Source organism: Streptomyces sp. NPDC060194, assembly GCF_042728285.1.
Lineage (GTDB): Bacteria > Actinomycetota > Actinomycetes > Streptomycetales > Streptomycetaceae > Streptomyces.
Window position 1 is genome coordinate 1 of the sequence record NZ_JBHWZH010000027.1, and the last position, 14,305, is coordinate 14,305.

General features: G+C 74.4%; 9 protein-coding genes and 1 pseudogene. 8 read left to right on the forward strand and 2 right to left on the reverse strand.

The window, feature by feature from the left end:
* The first annotated feature begins 193 nt into the window (after window positions 1-193).
* On the forward strand, window positions 194-3,745 hold the full coding sequence (mfd, locus tag ACFWEG_RS08720; protein WP_387210851.1) for a transcription-repair coupling factor: 3,552 nt from the start codon (window positions 194-196) through the stop codon (window positions 3,743-3,745).
* Between the two features lie 146 nt (window positions 3,746-3,891).
* A complete protein-coding gene (locus ACFWEG_RS08725) occupies window positions 3,892-4,674 on the forward strand; it encodes an HNH endonuclease family protein (RefSeq protein WP_387210854.1) in 783 nt (260 codons plus the stop codon).
* Here ACFWEG_RS08725 and ACFWEG_RS08730 read toward each other — a convergent pair.
* Both ACFWEG_RS08730 and ACFWEG_RS08735 read right to left on the reverse strand, forming a co-directional pair.
* Window positions 4,656-5,186: pseudogene (locus ACFWEG_RS08730) on the reverse strand (alpha/beta fold hydrolase); the annotation flags it as partial. The gene ACFWEG_RS08725 and the pseudogene ACFWEG_RS08730 sit on opposite strands and share 19 nt — an antisense overlap.
* An 88-nt stretch (window positions 5,187-5,274) precedes the next feature.
* Window positions 5,275-6,123, reverse strand: coding sequence for a DUF4190 domain-containing protein (locus ACFWEG_RS08735; RefSeq protein ID WP_387210857.1), 849 nt, complete (start codon window positions 6,121-6,123; stop codon window positions 5,275-5,277).
* A 195-nt stretch (window positions 6,124-6,318) separates the two neighbouring features.
* On the opposite strand from ACFWEG_RS08735, the gene ACFWEG_RS08740 reads away from it, so the two are divergent.
* From ACFWEG_RS08740 to ACFWEG_RS08765, 6 genes are all read left to right on the forward strand, one after another.
* Complete coding sequence (locus ACFWEG_RS08740) at window positions 6,319-8,460, forward strand: N-6 DNA methylase (protein ID WP_387210860.1); 2,142 nt, start codon at window positions 6,319-6,321, stop codon at window positions 8,458-8,460.
* Between the two features lie 97 nt (window positions 8,461-8,557).
* Window positions 8,558-9,223, forward strand: a complete 666-nt coding sequence (locus ACFWEG_RS08745) for a hypothetical protein (protein ID WP_387210863.1) — start codon at window positions 8,558-8,560, stop codon at window positions 9,221-9,223.
* On the forward strand, window positions 9,220-10,824 hold the full coding sequence (locus ACFWEG_RS08750) for a protein kinase (RefSeq protein ID WP_387210866.1): 1,605 nt from the start codon (window positions 9,220-9,222) through the stop codon (window positions 10,822-10,824). The genes ACFWEG_RS08745 and ACFWEG_RS08750 overlap by 4 nt, the downstream gene beginning before the upstream one ends.
* A 151-nt stretch (window positions 10,825-10,975) precedes the next feature.
* Entirely contained in the window at window positions 10,976-11,641 is a 666-nt protein-coding gene (locus ACFWEG_RS08755; RefSeq protein WP_387210869.1) for a SurA N-terminal domain-containing protein, read from the forward strand.
* Window positions 11,642-11,705: 64 nt separating this feature from the next.
* On the forward strand, window positions 11,706-12,659 hold the full coding sequence (locus ACFWEG_RS08760; RefSeq protein ID WP_387210872.1) for a nucleoside triphosphate pyrophosphohydrolase: 954 nt from the start codon (window positions 11,706-11,708) through the stop codon (window positions 12,657-12,659).
* Between the two features lie 262 nt (window positions 12,660-12,921).
* The gene (locus tag ACFWEG_RS08765; RefSeq protein WP_387210875.1) at window positions 12,922-14,190 is read left to right on the forward strand and encodes a cytochrome P450; all 1,269 of its coding nucleotides are present in this window, start codon (window positions 12,922-12,924) and stop codon (window positions 14,188-14,190) included.
* The last annotated feature ends 115 nt before the right edge of the window (window positions 14,191-14,305 follow it).

Consider the following 14,305-nt stretch of genomic DNA (forward strand, 5'->3'; position numbering starts at 1 on the left):
GGCAGGAACGTTCAGCCCGGCCGGCGCTCGAGGCCGGAGGGCGCAGCCCGACACGGGGGTGCGGGGGCGGAGGCCCCCGCGTACGGGGTGAGCGCGGGGCGGTGACCCGCCGGGGGTCGTAAGCTGGAGGACCCCCGGCCCGGAACCCGCGTCGGGCGCTCCGCGTTGCCCCCGGACAGAAAGCCGCCGCTCCATGAGCCTGCACGGTCTGCTGGACGCCGTACACCACGACCCGTCCCTCACCGAAGCGGTGAAGGCCGCCGGCGACGGCAACCGGATGCACGTGGACCTCATCGGCCCCCCCGCCGCCCGCCCCCTGGCCATCGCCACCCTGGCGCAGCGCACGGGCCGCACGGTCCTCGCCGTGACCGCCACCGGCCGCGAGGCCGAGGACCTCGCGGCCACCCTCCGCTGCCTGCTCCCCCCGGACGGCATCGCCGAGTTCCCCTCCTGGGAGACCCTCCCGCACGAGCGCCTCTCCCCCCGCTCCGACACCGTCGGCCGCCGCCTCGCGGTGCTGCGCCGCCTCACCCACCCGTCGCTGGACGACCCGACGGCCGGCCCGGTCAGCGTGATCGTCGCCCCCATCCGCTCCGTGCTCCAGCCGCAGGTCAAGGGCCTGGGCGACCTGGAGCCCGTCGCCCTGCGCACGGGGCAGACCGCAGACCTCAACCAGGTCGTCGACGGACTGGCCGCCGCCGCGTACGCCCGCGTCGAGCTGGTGGAGAAGCGCGGCGAGTTCGCCGTCCGCGGCGGCATCCTGGACGTGTTCCCGCCCACCGAGGAGCACCCCCTGCGGGTGGAGTTCTGGGGCGACGACGTCGAGGAGATCCGCTACTTCAAGGTCGCCGACCAGCGCTCCCTGGAGGTCGCCGAGCACGGCCTGTGGGCCGCGCCCTGCCGCGAGCTGCTGCTCACCGACGACGTCCGCGAGCGGGCCGCCGCGCTCGCCCAGGCGCACCCCGAGCTGTCCGAGCTGCTCGACAAGATCGCCGAGGGGATCGCGGTCGAGGGCATGGAGTCCCTCGCCCCGGTCCTCGTCGACGACATGGAGCTGCTGCTCGACGTGCTCCCCGAGGGCGCGATGACGGTCGTCTGCGACCCCGAGCGCGTCCGCACCCGCGCCACCGACCTCGTGGCGACCAGCCGCGAGTTCCTGGAGGCGTCCTGGGCGGCCACCGCCGGCGGCGGCGAGGCCCCCATCGACGTCGGCGCGGCCTCCCTGTGGGGTCTGGCGGACGTCCGCGACCACGCCCGCGACCTCGGCATGATGTGGTGGTCGGTCTCCCCGTTCGCCGCGTCCGCCGACGACGAGCTGATCGACGGCCTCGGCGCCGACACCCTCAAGCTCGGCATGCACGCCCCCGAGACCTACCGCGGCGACACCGCCCGCGCGCTCGCCGACACCAAGGGCTGGCTGGCCGACGACTGGCGCACCGTCTACGTCACGGAGGGCCAGGGGACGGCGTCCCGGTTCGTCGAGGTGCTCTCCGGCGAGGGCGTCGCCGCCCGCTTCGACCGCGACCTCGGCGAGATCGCCCCCGCGCTCGTCCACGTCTCCTGCGGGACGCTCGACCACGGCTTCGTCGACCCGCACCTCAAGCTCGCCGTCCTCACCGAGACCGACCTCACGGGCCAGCGCGCAGCCGGCAAGGAGGGCGGGCGGATGCCGGCCCGCCGCCGCAAGACGATCGACCCGCTGACCCTGGAGGTCGGCGACTACATCGTCCACGAGCAGCACGGCGTCGGCCGGTACATCGAGATGGTGCAGCGCACCGTCCAGGGCGCGACCCGCGAGTACCTCCTCGTGGAGTACGCGCCGGCCAAGCGCGGCCAGCCCGGGGACCGGCTGTACATCCCGACCGACCAGCTGGAGCAGGTCACCAAGTACGTCGGCGGCGAGGCGCCCACCCTGCACCGGCTCGGCGGCGCCGACTGGACGAAGACGAAGGCGCGCGCGAAGAAGGCGGTCAAGGAGATCGCCGCCGACCTGATCAAGCTGTACTCCGCGCGGATGGCCGCCCCCGGCCACACCTTCGGCCCCGACACCCCCTGGCAGCGCGAGCTGGAGGACGCCTTCCCGTACGTGGAGACGCCCGACCAGCTCTCCACGATCGCCGAGGTCAAGGAGGACATGGAGAAGTCCGTCCCCATGGACCGGCTGATCTGCGGCGACGTCGGCTACGGCAAGACGGAGATCGCGGTGCGGGCCGCGTTCAAGGCGGTGCAGGACGGCAAGCAGGTCGCCGTCCTCGTGCCGACCACGCTGCTCGTGCAGCAGCACTTCGGGACGTTCTCCGAGCGGTACGCGCAGTTCCCCGTGAGCGTGCGGGCGCTGAGCCGGTTCCAGTCGGAGACGGAGTCGAAGGCGACCCTGGAGGGGCTGCGGGAGGGGTCGGTCGACATCGTCATCGGCACCCACCGGCTGTTCTCGCAGGAGACGAAGTTCAAGGACCTCGGGCTCGTCATCGTCGACGAGGAGCAGCGGTTCGGCGTCGAGCACAAGGAGCAGCTGAAGAAGCTGCGCGCGAACGTGGACGTCCTGACGATGTCCGCGACGCCGATCCCGCGCACCCTGGAGATGGCGGTCACCGGCATCCGCGAGATGTCGACGATCACCACCCCGCCCGAGGAGCGCCACCCCGTCCTGACCTTCGTCGGCCCCTACGAGACGAAGCAGATCGGAGCGGCGATCCGGCGCGAACTCCTGCGCGAGGGCCAGGTCTTTTACATCCACAACCGGGTCGAGTCGATCGACCGGGCGGCCGCCAAGCTGCGCGAGATCGTGCCGGAGGCGCGGATCGCGACGGCGCACGGGCAGATGTCCGAGCAGGCGCTGGAGCAGGTGGTGGTGGACTTCTGGGAGAAGAAGTTCGACGTGCTCGTCTCCACGACGATCGTGGAGTCCGGCATCGACATCTCCAACGCCAACACCCTGATCGTCGAGCGCGGCGACAACTTCGGCCTCTCGCAGCTGCACCAGCTGCGCGGCCGGGTCGGGCGCGGCCGCGAGCGGGGCTACGCCTACTTCCTGTACCCGCCGGAGAAGCCGCTGACCGAGACCGCGCACGAGCGGCTCGCGACGATCGCCCAGCACACCGAGATGGGCGCGGGCATGTACGTGGCGATGAAGGACCTGGAGATCCGCGGCGCGGGCAACCTGCTCGGCGGCGAGCAGTCCGGGCACATCGCCGGGGTCGGCTTCGACCTGTACGTGCGGATGGTCGGCGAGGCCGTCGCCGACTACCGGGCCCAGCTGGAGGGCGGCGGCGCGGAGGACGAGCCGCCGCTGGAGGTGAAGATCGAGCTGCCGGTCGACGCACACGTCCCGCACGACTACGCGCCCGGCGAGCGGCTGCGCCTGCAGGCCTACCGCGCGATCGCCTCGGCGACCACGGAGGCCGACATCAAGGCCGTCCGCGAGGAGCTCACCGACCGCTACGGCAAGCTGCCCGAGCCGGTCGAGAACCTCCTCCTGGTCGCCGGCCTGCGCATGCTCGCCCGCGCGTGCGGCGTCGGCGAGATCGTCCTCCAGGGCCCCAACGTCCGCTTCGGCCCCGTCGACCTGCGCGAGTCCCAGGAGATGCGCCTCAAGCGCCTCCACCCCCGCACGATCATGAAGCCGGCGACCAAGCAGATCCTGGTGCCGCGCCCCACCACGGGGAAGATCGGCGGCAAGCCGGTCGTCGGCCGTGAACTCCTGTCGTGGACGGGCGAGTTCCTGACGACGATCCTGGGCTCGTAGGCCGCGGCGGTCCGGGGCGCGCCCCCCGTCCGGCGCGGTGGAAGCTCCACGCCGGACGGGCGGGCGGACAGGCAGGCGCACGCGCCGACCGCGCCCGCCGCTCCGCGGCAGGTGTAGCGATCGGATCCGGGGCTAGCCTCACCGGCATGAAGCGCTCTTACGCGATACGTGCGCGGTACGTGACGGCCCTGTGCCTCGCAGCCGCGGTGTCCCTGACGGGTTGTGAGGCCATCGAGGAGGCTGGGGCGGGGCCGAGCGGGGTGTCGGGCGGGGATCCCGCGGCCTCGGACGGGCGGTCGGTGAGTCCGCTGGAGAACCCGGAGGGGACGAAGCCGGGTCTCGCGCCGCTGTCCTCGGACGCCGACCGGGCGGAGGCGCGCAAGGTCATCGAGCGGGTGACGACCAAGGGCCGGGGGCCCCGGACCGGTTACGAGCGCGACGAGTTCGGCTCGGCGTGGCTGGACACCGCGGACGGGGTGCCGTTCGCGCGCAACGGCTGCGACACCCGCAACGACCTGCTGCGCCGGGACGGCACGAAGGTCGAGTTCCGCAAGGGGTCGGACTGCGTGGTGGTGTCGATGACGCTCAACGACCCGTACACCGGCAAGGTGATCGACTTCCGCAAGCGGGACGCCATGGAGGTGCAGATCGACCACATGGTGCCGCTCTCCTACGCCTGGCAGATGGGCGCCGCCCGCTGGCCGGAGACCAAGCGCCGGATGCTCGCCAACGACACCCTCAACCTGCTCCCGGTCGACGGCCGCACCAACTCCGCCAAGCGCGACTCCGGCCCCGCCGCCTGGCTCCCCCCGAACAAGGCGATCCGCTGCGCGTACGCGGTCCGCTTCGCGCAGGTCGCCCTCGACTACGAGATGCCGGTGACCTCCCCCGACAAGTCCGCGATGCTCCGTCAGTGCGGGGGCGGCTGACGGTCCGGGGCGGACAGGAAGGCCGCGACGGCCTCGGTGAACGCTGCCGGTGCGTCGTGGTGCACGACGTGGCCGGCGGGCAGCTCGACGAGGGTCGTCGCGCCGGCCCGCAGGGCGGTCATCTCACGGGCGTGCGCGGCCGTCAGCTCGTCGCTGCGGATGCCCCGGACGAGGAGCGTGGGGCAGCGCACGGCCGCCCAGTCCTGTCGGTGGTCGCCGTTGAGCGCCTGCTGCGAGGCGACCGTGTGCGCGGCGTCGAAGGAGAACCCCCAGCCGTCCGCGGTCCGGCGGACGGCGCACTCCAGGTACGGCGCCGCGCCCCCGAGCGCCGCCGCCAACTCCTCGCGCGAGGCGGCCCGGACGGGCAGCCGCAGGGTGAACGACCAGTCGCAGTCCACGACCGCGCCGATGTCCTCGACGACCAGCGCGGAGACGCGCCCGGGGTGACGGGCGGCGTACTGGTAGGCATTCACCCCGCCGAGGGAGTGCCCGAGGACCGCGACCGGGCCGAATCCGAGATGCCGGCCGAACGGGGACGCGCCGGGAGGGGGCCGCCCCCCTCCGGCGGTCCCCTCCCGGTGCCGTCCCCCGCGGGCGGGTTCAGACCTTGATGTCCCAGACGGTGGCGTCGTAGTCGAAGCCGGGAGTGACCTCGACGGTGAGGTTCTTCGCGTCGGCGGGGGCGTCGAAGGCGAGCTGCACGGTGACCTTCTTGCCGGGCAGGATCGTGCCGCTGAACATCTCGCCGACCTTGTCGTCGAAGATCGCCTCGGCCTCCACGCCGTCCTCGCCCGCGCGGGCCTCGGCGGTGACCAGGGACGCGTCGAACTTCTCCTTGCCGGCGTTCTCTATGACGACCGTGACCTTGTAGGCCTGGTTGCCCTTGGTGTGGCCGGCGGCGTACTCGCTCGGGGTGTACTCGGTGGGGTCGGTGACGGTGACCGTGAGGTCGTCGTCGTAGACCACGGCGTCGCCCGCCTCCAGGGCCTCGCCCGTCGGCTTCTCCTCCGTGCCCTCGGCGGCGGCCGCGTCCTTGTCGGCCTTGTCCTTGCCGGACGCCCCGGCGTCCTTCTCCGCGCTCGCCGAGATCTCCGAGCCCGCCTTGTTGAGCTCGTCGACGACGTCGTCGACCGCCTTGAAGGTCGTGTAGGCGCCGAAGACGGCCAGGGCCAGCGAGGCCACGCCCAGGACCGTGCCGGTCAGCGCCACCCCGCCGTTCGTCGACTGGCCCCGCTTGGCGCGGCTGCGGCCGACCAGGCCGAAGATCAGTGCGAGCAGGCCGAGGAGGCCGGCCAGGGCGAACAGGATCGGGATCAGTCCGGAGAGCACGCCGATGATCCCGAGGACCAGGGCGGCGACGCCGAGCCCGTTGCGCGCCGCGGGGGCGGGGGGCTGCTGGAACGGCGGGTACTGCGGGTGCTGCTGCGGGTGTGGCGTGGCGTGCGACATGCGGATCCCCTCCCGAGACGCGGAGGACTCCCCCCTCGCGCCGTGCTGTTGCGATGCGTCAACTCAATCACGTGCTGTGAACCGAGTCAATCAGCATTTCGAGTGGACATCGATTCGTCCTGTGAACCTGTGCGGCGCGGTCGGTCGGTATGCTCGCCGGTACGCGCCGCACCACGACACGAGGGGAGCCGCCCAGTGCCCGATCGCACGAGCGAGGTGACCGCCGCCGGGATCGCCCGCCTGGCCGGGGTCGGCCGCGCCGCAGTGAGCAACTGGCGGCGCCGGCACGCGGACTTCCCCAAGCCGGTCGGCGGCACCGAGGCCAGCCCCGCCTTCGCGCTCACCGACGTCGAGCGCTGGCTCCGTGAGCAGGGAAAACTCGCCGAGGTGCCGCTGCGGGAGCGCGTCTCGCAGCAGATCGCCGACCACCCGGCCGGCCCCGCAGCCGCGCTCTCGCACGCCGGCTCCGCCCTCCTCCTCGCCCGCGACCGGCCCACGGTCTGGGCCGAGCTGGCGAAAGTCCCCGACGACCGCCTCGGCCGCATGCTGCCGCTCGCCGTCGAGGAGGTCCTCGTCGCACGCCTCGGTTCACACCACGCTGTGAACACCGACGGCATCGGCGCCTCCGTCCCGCTCGTGCGCGCCGCCACCGAGCTCGCCGCCGGACTCGGCCCGCACGAGACGTACGAGCTGCTGCTCGGCCGCCACCTCGACGCGAACCCCCGCCAGTACACGCTGACCCCGCCCGGACCGGCCGAGCTGATGGCCGCCCTCGCCGGGACCGCCGCCGAGGACGCCGGCCCCGGGGACGCGGCCCCCCGCACCGTCCTCGACCCCGCCGCCGGCACCGGCGGCCTCCTGCGCGCCGTCCGCCGCCCCACCGCCCTGTACGCCCAGGACGTCGACCCCGCCCTCGCCTCCGTCACCGCGCTCCGCCTCGCGCTCGGCGCGGCCGACGGCACCCGGGTCGCCGTCCGCGCCGGCGACGTCCTGCGCGCCGACGCCTTCCCCCGGCTCACCGCCGACGCCGTGCTCTGCCACCCCCCGTTCAACGAGCGCGACTGGGGCCACGACGAGCTGGCGTACGACCCCCGCTGGGAGTACGGCTTCCCCGCCCGCACCGAGTCGGAGCTCGCCTGGGTGCAGCACGCCCTGGCCCGGCTGCGGCCCGGCGGCACCGCCGTCCTCCTGATGCCGCCCGCCGCCGCCTCCCGCCGCTCCGGCCGCCGCATCCGCGCCGACCTGCTGCGGCGGGGCGCGCTGCGGGCGGTGATCGCGCTGCCCGCCGGCGTCGCCCCGCCCAACGGCGTCCCGCTCCACCTGTGGGTGCTCGCCCGGCCCGATGCCGACCAGCCCGCCGCCCCGGAACTGCTGCTCGTCGACACCGCGGGCGACGAGCTCGACGCCGCCGGCGGCCGCCAGGAGAGCCGGGCCGAGGCCCGCGCGGAGGGCGCCCGGGCCGACTGGGCGACCGTCCGGGCCGCCGTCCTCGACGCCTGGCGCCCCTTCGCGCGCGACGGGCGGGCCGACGAGCGCCCCGGCATCAGCCGCTCCGTCCCCGTCATCGAGCTGCTCGACGACGACGTCGACCTCGCCCCCGCCCGCCACCTCCCGCCCCCCGCGGCCGGCGGCGGCGCCGAGGCCCTCACCGAGGTCCGCGACCGGCTCACCGGCGGCCTGCGCGACACCCTGCGCCTCACCCCGCCGCCCGCCCGCTCCGCGCCGCCCGCCCGCCGCCCGCTCACCACCGTCGGCGAACTCGCCCGCTCCGGCGCGCTGGTGATCCGCACCGGCGGCGCCCCGGCCGCGGGCCCCGTCCTCACCGAGCACGACGTGCTCTCCGGCTCCCCGCCCTCCGGCAACCCCCAGGAGGACGGCGACGAGCCGGTGGTCCTGGAGATCGGCGACGTGGTCGTCCCGGTGCTCGGCGGCGGCTCCGTCACCCGCGTCGTCGACGGGGCCACCTCGGGCGCGGCGCTCGGCCGCGGGCTCACCCTGCTGCGGCCCGACCCGGCCGCGCTCGACCCGTGGTTCGTCGCCGGCTTCCTGCGCGGCACCGCCAACCACCGCCAGGCCAGCAGCTACGCCTCCACCGCCACCCGGCTCGACGTCCGCCGGCTGCAGCTCCCGCGCCTCGCCCCGGCCGAACAGGCCCGCTACGGGGCCCGGTTCCGCGACCTCGCCGCGTTCGAGGACGCCCTGCGGCTGACCGCGCGGCTCGGCGAACGGCTGGTGCAGGGGATGTACGACGGGCTCGCGGACGGGACGGTGGAGGTGGGGACCACCCGGCCCACCGGTCCCACCGTCCCTGGCCAGGGCGGTGACGTGACCGAATAGGCCGCCGGTTCCGTACAACCTTGGGGACGTTGTCGGTGTCCGGTAATAAGCTCGGTGCACCATCGGGCACGGTCCATCAGGTCCCTCAGGAGCAGTCATGTACGGCACCACGCCGCCCGCGCGCCGGGCGAACGTCTACACGCAGCGCGTGCCCTACGTGCTCATCTCCGTTCTCAGCTGCGGCTTCCTGTCCGCCGTGACCCTCTTCAGGGTCGCCATCCTGCGCGGCCGCTGGTACGACTGGGCCCTCGCCTGGGGAGGCGTGGCCCTGGTGATCGGCCTCTTCGCCACCATCGGCTCGCTCCCGGAGACCGACCCGCGGACCGACGCCGCGGCGGGGCTGCTCATCCTGACCGGGGTCGCCGCCGCCGTGCACTTCCTGGTGTTCGACATCCGCCGCGGGCGGGACCCCCGGTACCCCCACCCCCACCCGCCGTACGCGACCCACCCGCAGCCCGCGCCCTACCCGCAGTCCCAGCCGCCCTACACCCAGGGCCCAACCCGCCCCGTCGCCCCCCAGCAGCGCCCCGCCTCCTACGGCTACCCGCAGCAGCAGACGCCGGCGCCCACCGACCGACCGCCGTACACCGCCCCCCGCCCGCCCGCGCACGCGCAGGGCGGCGGCCACCAGCGCATCGACCAGGTGCGCGCCGAACTCGACGAGCTGAGCGACCTGTTGCGCGGCGACGACAGCGGCGGCGGGGGCTCCTACGGCACACCGCCCCGCGACCCGCGCACGGGCCCCGGGGACTCCCCGCGGTGACGGCCCGCCGCGTCGTCGCCGAGCGCTACGAACTCTCCTCGCTCATCGGCCAGGGCGGCATGGGCCAGGTCTGGACGGGCTACGACCAGCGCCTGGACCGCCGGGTCGCCGTCAAGCTGCTCCGCCCCGACAAGGTCGCCGGCAACGAGGCCGAGGACCTGCGCCGCCGCTTCGTGCGCGAGTGCCGCGTCACCGCGCAGGTCGACCACCCTGGCCTGGTCACCGTGCACGACGCGGGCAGCGACGAGAGCGACCTGTACCTCGTCATGGGCTACGTCGAGGGCTCCGACCTCGCCGACCACCTCGCCGAGAACGCGCCCTACCCGTGGCCCTGGGCCGTCGCCGTCGCAGCCCAGCTGTGCGCGGTGCTCTCCGCGGTGCACGCGGTGCCGATCGTGCACCGCGACCTCAAGCCGCGGAACGTGATGGTCCGCCCCGACGGGACGCTCGCCGTGCTCGACCTCGGCGTCGCGTCCGTCATGGACAGCGACACCACCCGCCTCACCCACACCGGCACCCCGATCGGCACCCCGGCCTACATGGCGCCCGAGCAGGCCATGGGCGGCGTCGTCGGCCCGTACACCGACCTGTACGCGCTCGGCGTGCTGCTCCACGAACTCCTCAGCGGCGAGGTCCCGTTCGGCGGCACCACCGTCCTCGGCATCCTCCACCGCCACCTCTACGAGCCCCCTCTGCCCGTCAGGCAGTTGCGGCCGGAGACCCCGCCGGAGCTGGAGGCGCTCGTCCTGCGGCTGCTCTCCAAGGACCCGCAGGACCGCCCCGGCAGCGCGCAGGAGGTCTACGAGGCGCTCGTCCCGCTGCTCGACGCGCTGCCCGACCTCGCCCGCCGCTCCGGCGCGCCCCGCGGCCGCGGCCAGCTCGACCCCACCCGCCCGTTCCTGCGCCCCCACGCCCCCTGGCCGGACCGGGCCGGGATCGCCAGCAGCCCGCCGACGCCGCCGAAGCCGCCGGTCGCCCCGCCGACGGGCGGCGGTCCCTCCGCCGGCCACTGGGGCCCCGCGAGCAGCGCCCCCGGGCGCAACGGGTACGTCGCCGACGCCGTCGACGAGGTCAAGCGGCTGCTCGGCGAGGGCCGCATCACCCAGGCCGTCGACGTGCTCGGCTCGGTGCTGCCCGTCGCCGCCGCGCAGCACGGCGAGAACTCGCGCGTCGTACGCGCCCTGCGCAAGCAGTACGCGGCGACGCTCATGGACGACGGCCAGTACCGGCGCGCCCTGCCCGAGCTGCGGCGGCTGGCGGCCGAGCACGCCGCCGAGTCCGGCCCCGGCGACCCGGCGGCGCTGCGGTTCCGGCACGACGCGGCGCAGTGCCTGGAGCAACTCGCCGAGCCGCAGGCGGCGCTGGCCGAGTACCGGGCGCTGCTGCCGTACTTCGAGAACCGGTACGCGGGCGGCGACCCGCGCACCCCGCTGGAGGTGCGGCACCGCATCGGGCACCTGCTGCTCGCGCTCGGCGACCGGGCCGGCGGACACGACACGCTGTCGCGGCTCCTGTACGACGCCGAGCGCCAACTGGGCGGCGCGGACCAGCTGGTGGCGGAGATCCGGCGGACGCTGCACTGGCTCGGGCGGGTGCAGTAGGGCGCGTGCGCGTGCCCCCGGGGCGGCGGCGGTCGTTGGAACCGGTCGTGACCCCAGCGGGAAACAGTGTGGTCGAACCGGTGGCCGAGAGATCGACCAGCTCATAGCATCGATCACCGCACGCCCGCACGAGAACGCCGGGAGGCCCCCCTTGCACCGCCGTCGTCGCACCGCGCTCGCCCTGACCACCGCGGTCCTCGCGCCGCTGCTCGCCGCGTGCGGCTCGGAGGCGCATCCGGGGGCCGCCGCGGTCGTCGGCGACCAGCGGATCACCGTCGCGCAGCTGCAGGGGCGGGTGAACGAGGTGCGCGAGGCGCAGACGGCCGACAGCGACCCGAAGTCGCCGGTCGTCGCCGAGGCGGGCAAGTTCACCCGCAACACCCTCCAGGACATGATCTTCACGCAGGTGCTGCAGGCGACCGCCGCGAAGGAGGACGTCGACGTCTCCCGCAAGGAGGTCCGGACGCTGCGGGCCCGCGCGGAGGAGCAGGCGCAGGGGGCGGAGGCGATGGAGGCGGCCTGGCTGCAGCAGTTCGGCGTGGTCCCGTCGCGGATCGACGAGTCCATCCGCACCCAGCTCCTCGCGCAGAAGCTCGCCGAGAAGCTCGGGGTCGACGTCGCCACCGGCCAGAACCAGGAGCTGTACTGGAACGCGCTCGGCGAGACTGCGCGCGAGCTGGGCGTCGACGTCAACCCGCGCTACGGCACCTGGGACGCGAAGACCAGCGGCATGGGCGTCGCCTCCCCGGAGTGGGTCCGCGACACGAGGTCGGCGGCCGAGCGGGCGGGACAGCCGGAGGAGCCGGCGGCCGGCTAGGGGGACCCCCGGGCCCCGCCGGCCGGTGAGGCCGCGGCGGGGGGCGATCGCCTACCGTGCGGGGGTGAACTCCTCCACCGGTCGCATCGTCCTCCTCAGCTGCAGCCACCGGGTCGCCCCCGGGCTGCTGTCCTGGCCCGCCTGGTCCGTCCTGCGGTCCGCCGACCGTGTCGTGTGCGCCGACCCCCGCCATCCGCAGCTGCCCTACCTGCGGGAGGCGGGGGTCGCCGTCGACACGGTCGCGCTCGACGCGGAGGAGCTGGTCGCGGCGTGCGACGGCGGGCGCACCGTCGTCGTCCTCGCCCCCGACGAGGACGGGCCGCTGACCGACGGGCTCGCCCGGATGGCCGGCTCGGGCCGGGTCGCGATGCCGTCCCTGGAACTCCTCCCCGGCGCGTACGACCTGCCCGGCGCGCGCCTGCTCGACCTGGTCGCCGTCATGGACCGCATCCGCCGCGAGTGCGCGTGGTCCTCGCGGCAGACCCACCTCGGGCTCGCCAAGTACGGCATCGAGGAGGCGTACGAGCTCGTCGAGGCGATCGAGGCCGGCGACCGGACGGAGCTGCGCGAGGAGCTCGGCGACGTGCTGCTCCAGGTCGTCTTCCACGCGCGGATCGCCGAGGAGGACGCCGACGAGCCCTTCGGCATCGACGACGTCGCCGGCGGCATCGTCGCCAAGCTCGTCCACCGCCACCCGCACGTCTTCGGCGACGAGACCGCCTCCACGCCCGAGGAGGTCAAGGCGCACTGGGCGCGCACCAAGGCGGTCGAGAAGCAGCGCGCCTCCGTCACCGACGGCGTCCCCCTCGCCCAACCCGCCCTCGCCCTCGCCGCGAAGCTCGCCTCCCGGGCGCGTGCGGCCGGCATCTCCGCGGTGCCCTCCGGCGAGGGCGTCGGCCACGACCTGCTGAACCTCGCCGTCGCGGCGGAGGCGTCCGGCGCCGACCCGGAGTCCGCGCTGCGCGCGGCGGCCCGCGAGTACCGCGACGCGATCCGCGCGGCGGAAGAGCAGGGCTGAGCCCGTGCCCCCTGCGGGGCGGGGGCGACAGCCGTCGGTCGCGGGGGCGGGCGCGCCGGCCGGGCGCACCTCCTCGCTCCTTCGTCGCTGCGGGGGCACCCCCGCCCGACCCGCCCTCGGCCCGGTGGTCGGGTGCGGGGCTCGACGGCGGACAGGGGGCCAGAAAATCAGCCCGGCCGGCGTCTGAGGCCGCCGCCCGCAGGGCGGTGTCCGCGGCGGAGCCGCGAATCCGTGCACGGACCGCTGCGGATACCGTCGGCGTATGCCTGAGATGTCGCCCGAGCTGTTCAGCTGGGAGTTCGCCACCGATCCGTACCCCGCGTACGCCTGGCTGCGGACGCACGCGCCCGTGCACAGGGTCACCCTGCCGAGCGGCGTGGAGGCCTACCTCGTGACGCGGTACGCGGACGCCCGGCAGGCACTCGCGGACCAGCGGCTGAGCAAGGACCCGGCGCACCACGCCGGGACGGCCGCGGCCCGGGGGCGCACGGGCATCCCGGGGGAGCGCAAGGCGGAGCTGATGACGCATCTGCTGAACATCGATCCGCCGGATCACACCCGACTGCGCCGGCTGGTGTCGAAGGCGTTCACGCCGAGAACGGTCGCCGCGTTCGCACCCCGCGTGCAGGAACTGACCGACCAGCTCATCGACGGTTTCGCGGAGAAGGGCAGCGCGGACCTCATCCACGAATTCGCCTTTCCGCTCCCCATTTACGCGATCTGCGATCTGCTCGGCGTCCCCCGCGAGGACCAGGACGAATTCCGCGACTGGGCGGGAATGATGATCCGTCACGGCGGCGGCCCCCGCGGAGGCGTCGGACGCGCGGTCAAGAAGATGCGCGGATATCTCGTCGAGCTGATCCACCGGAAGCGCGAGGACCTCGGCGACGACCTGATGTCGGGCCTCATCCGCGCCTCGGACCACGGCGAGCACCTGACGGAGGGCGAGGCCGCGGCGATGGCGTTCATCCTGCTGTTCGCCGGCTTCGAGACGACCGTCAACCTGATCGGCAACGGCGTCTACTCGCTGCTGCGCAACCCGGGGGAGCGGGAGCGCCTGCAGGACTCGCTGGCCCGCGGGGAGCGCGCGCTCCTGGAGACCGGTGTCGAGGAGCTGCTGCGCTACGACGGCCCGGTGGAGATGGCGACCTGGCGGTACGCCACCCAGCCGCTGACGCTCGGCGGCGTCGGCATCGCGCCCGGCGAACCCGTGCTCGTGGTGCTCGCCGCGGCCGACCGCGACCCGGCCCGGTTCGACGACCCGGACCGCCTCGACCTGACCCGGCGCGACAACCAGCACCTGGGGTACGGGCACGGCATCCACTACTGCCTCGGCGCCCCGCTGGCCCGCCTGGAGGCGCAGACGGCGATCGCGACCCTGCTGACCCGCCTGCCCGATCTGCGCCTCGCGGGAGAACATGACGATTTGCGCTGGCGTGGGGGATTGATCATGCGCGGACTGCGCACGCTGCCGGTCGAGTTCGGGGTGCGGGAAGCGGAACTGAGCAGCCCGACCGTGACTTTGACGTGATCTCCGCTGCATCGACTTGTGACATGAGTTCGAATGTCGATACCTTCTGCCTTCGTCTCAGCAGTCACGGGAAAGGCATCCGCATGCTCTCCGGGAACGGCCGTCACCGACGCCC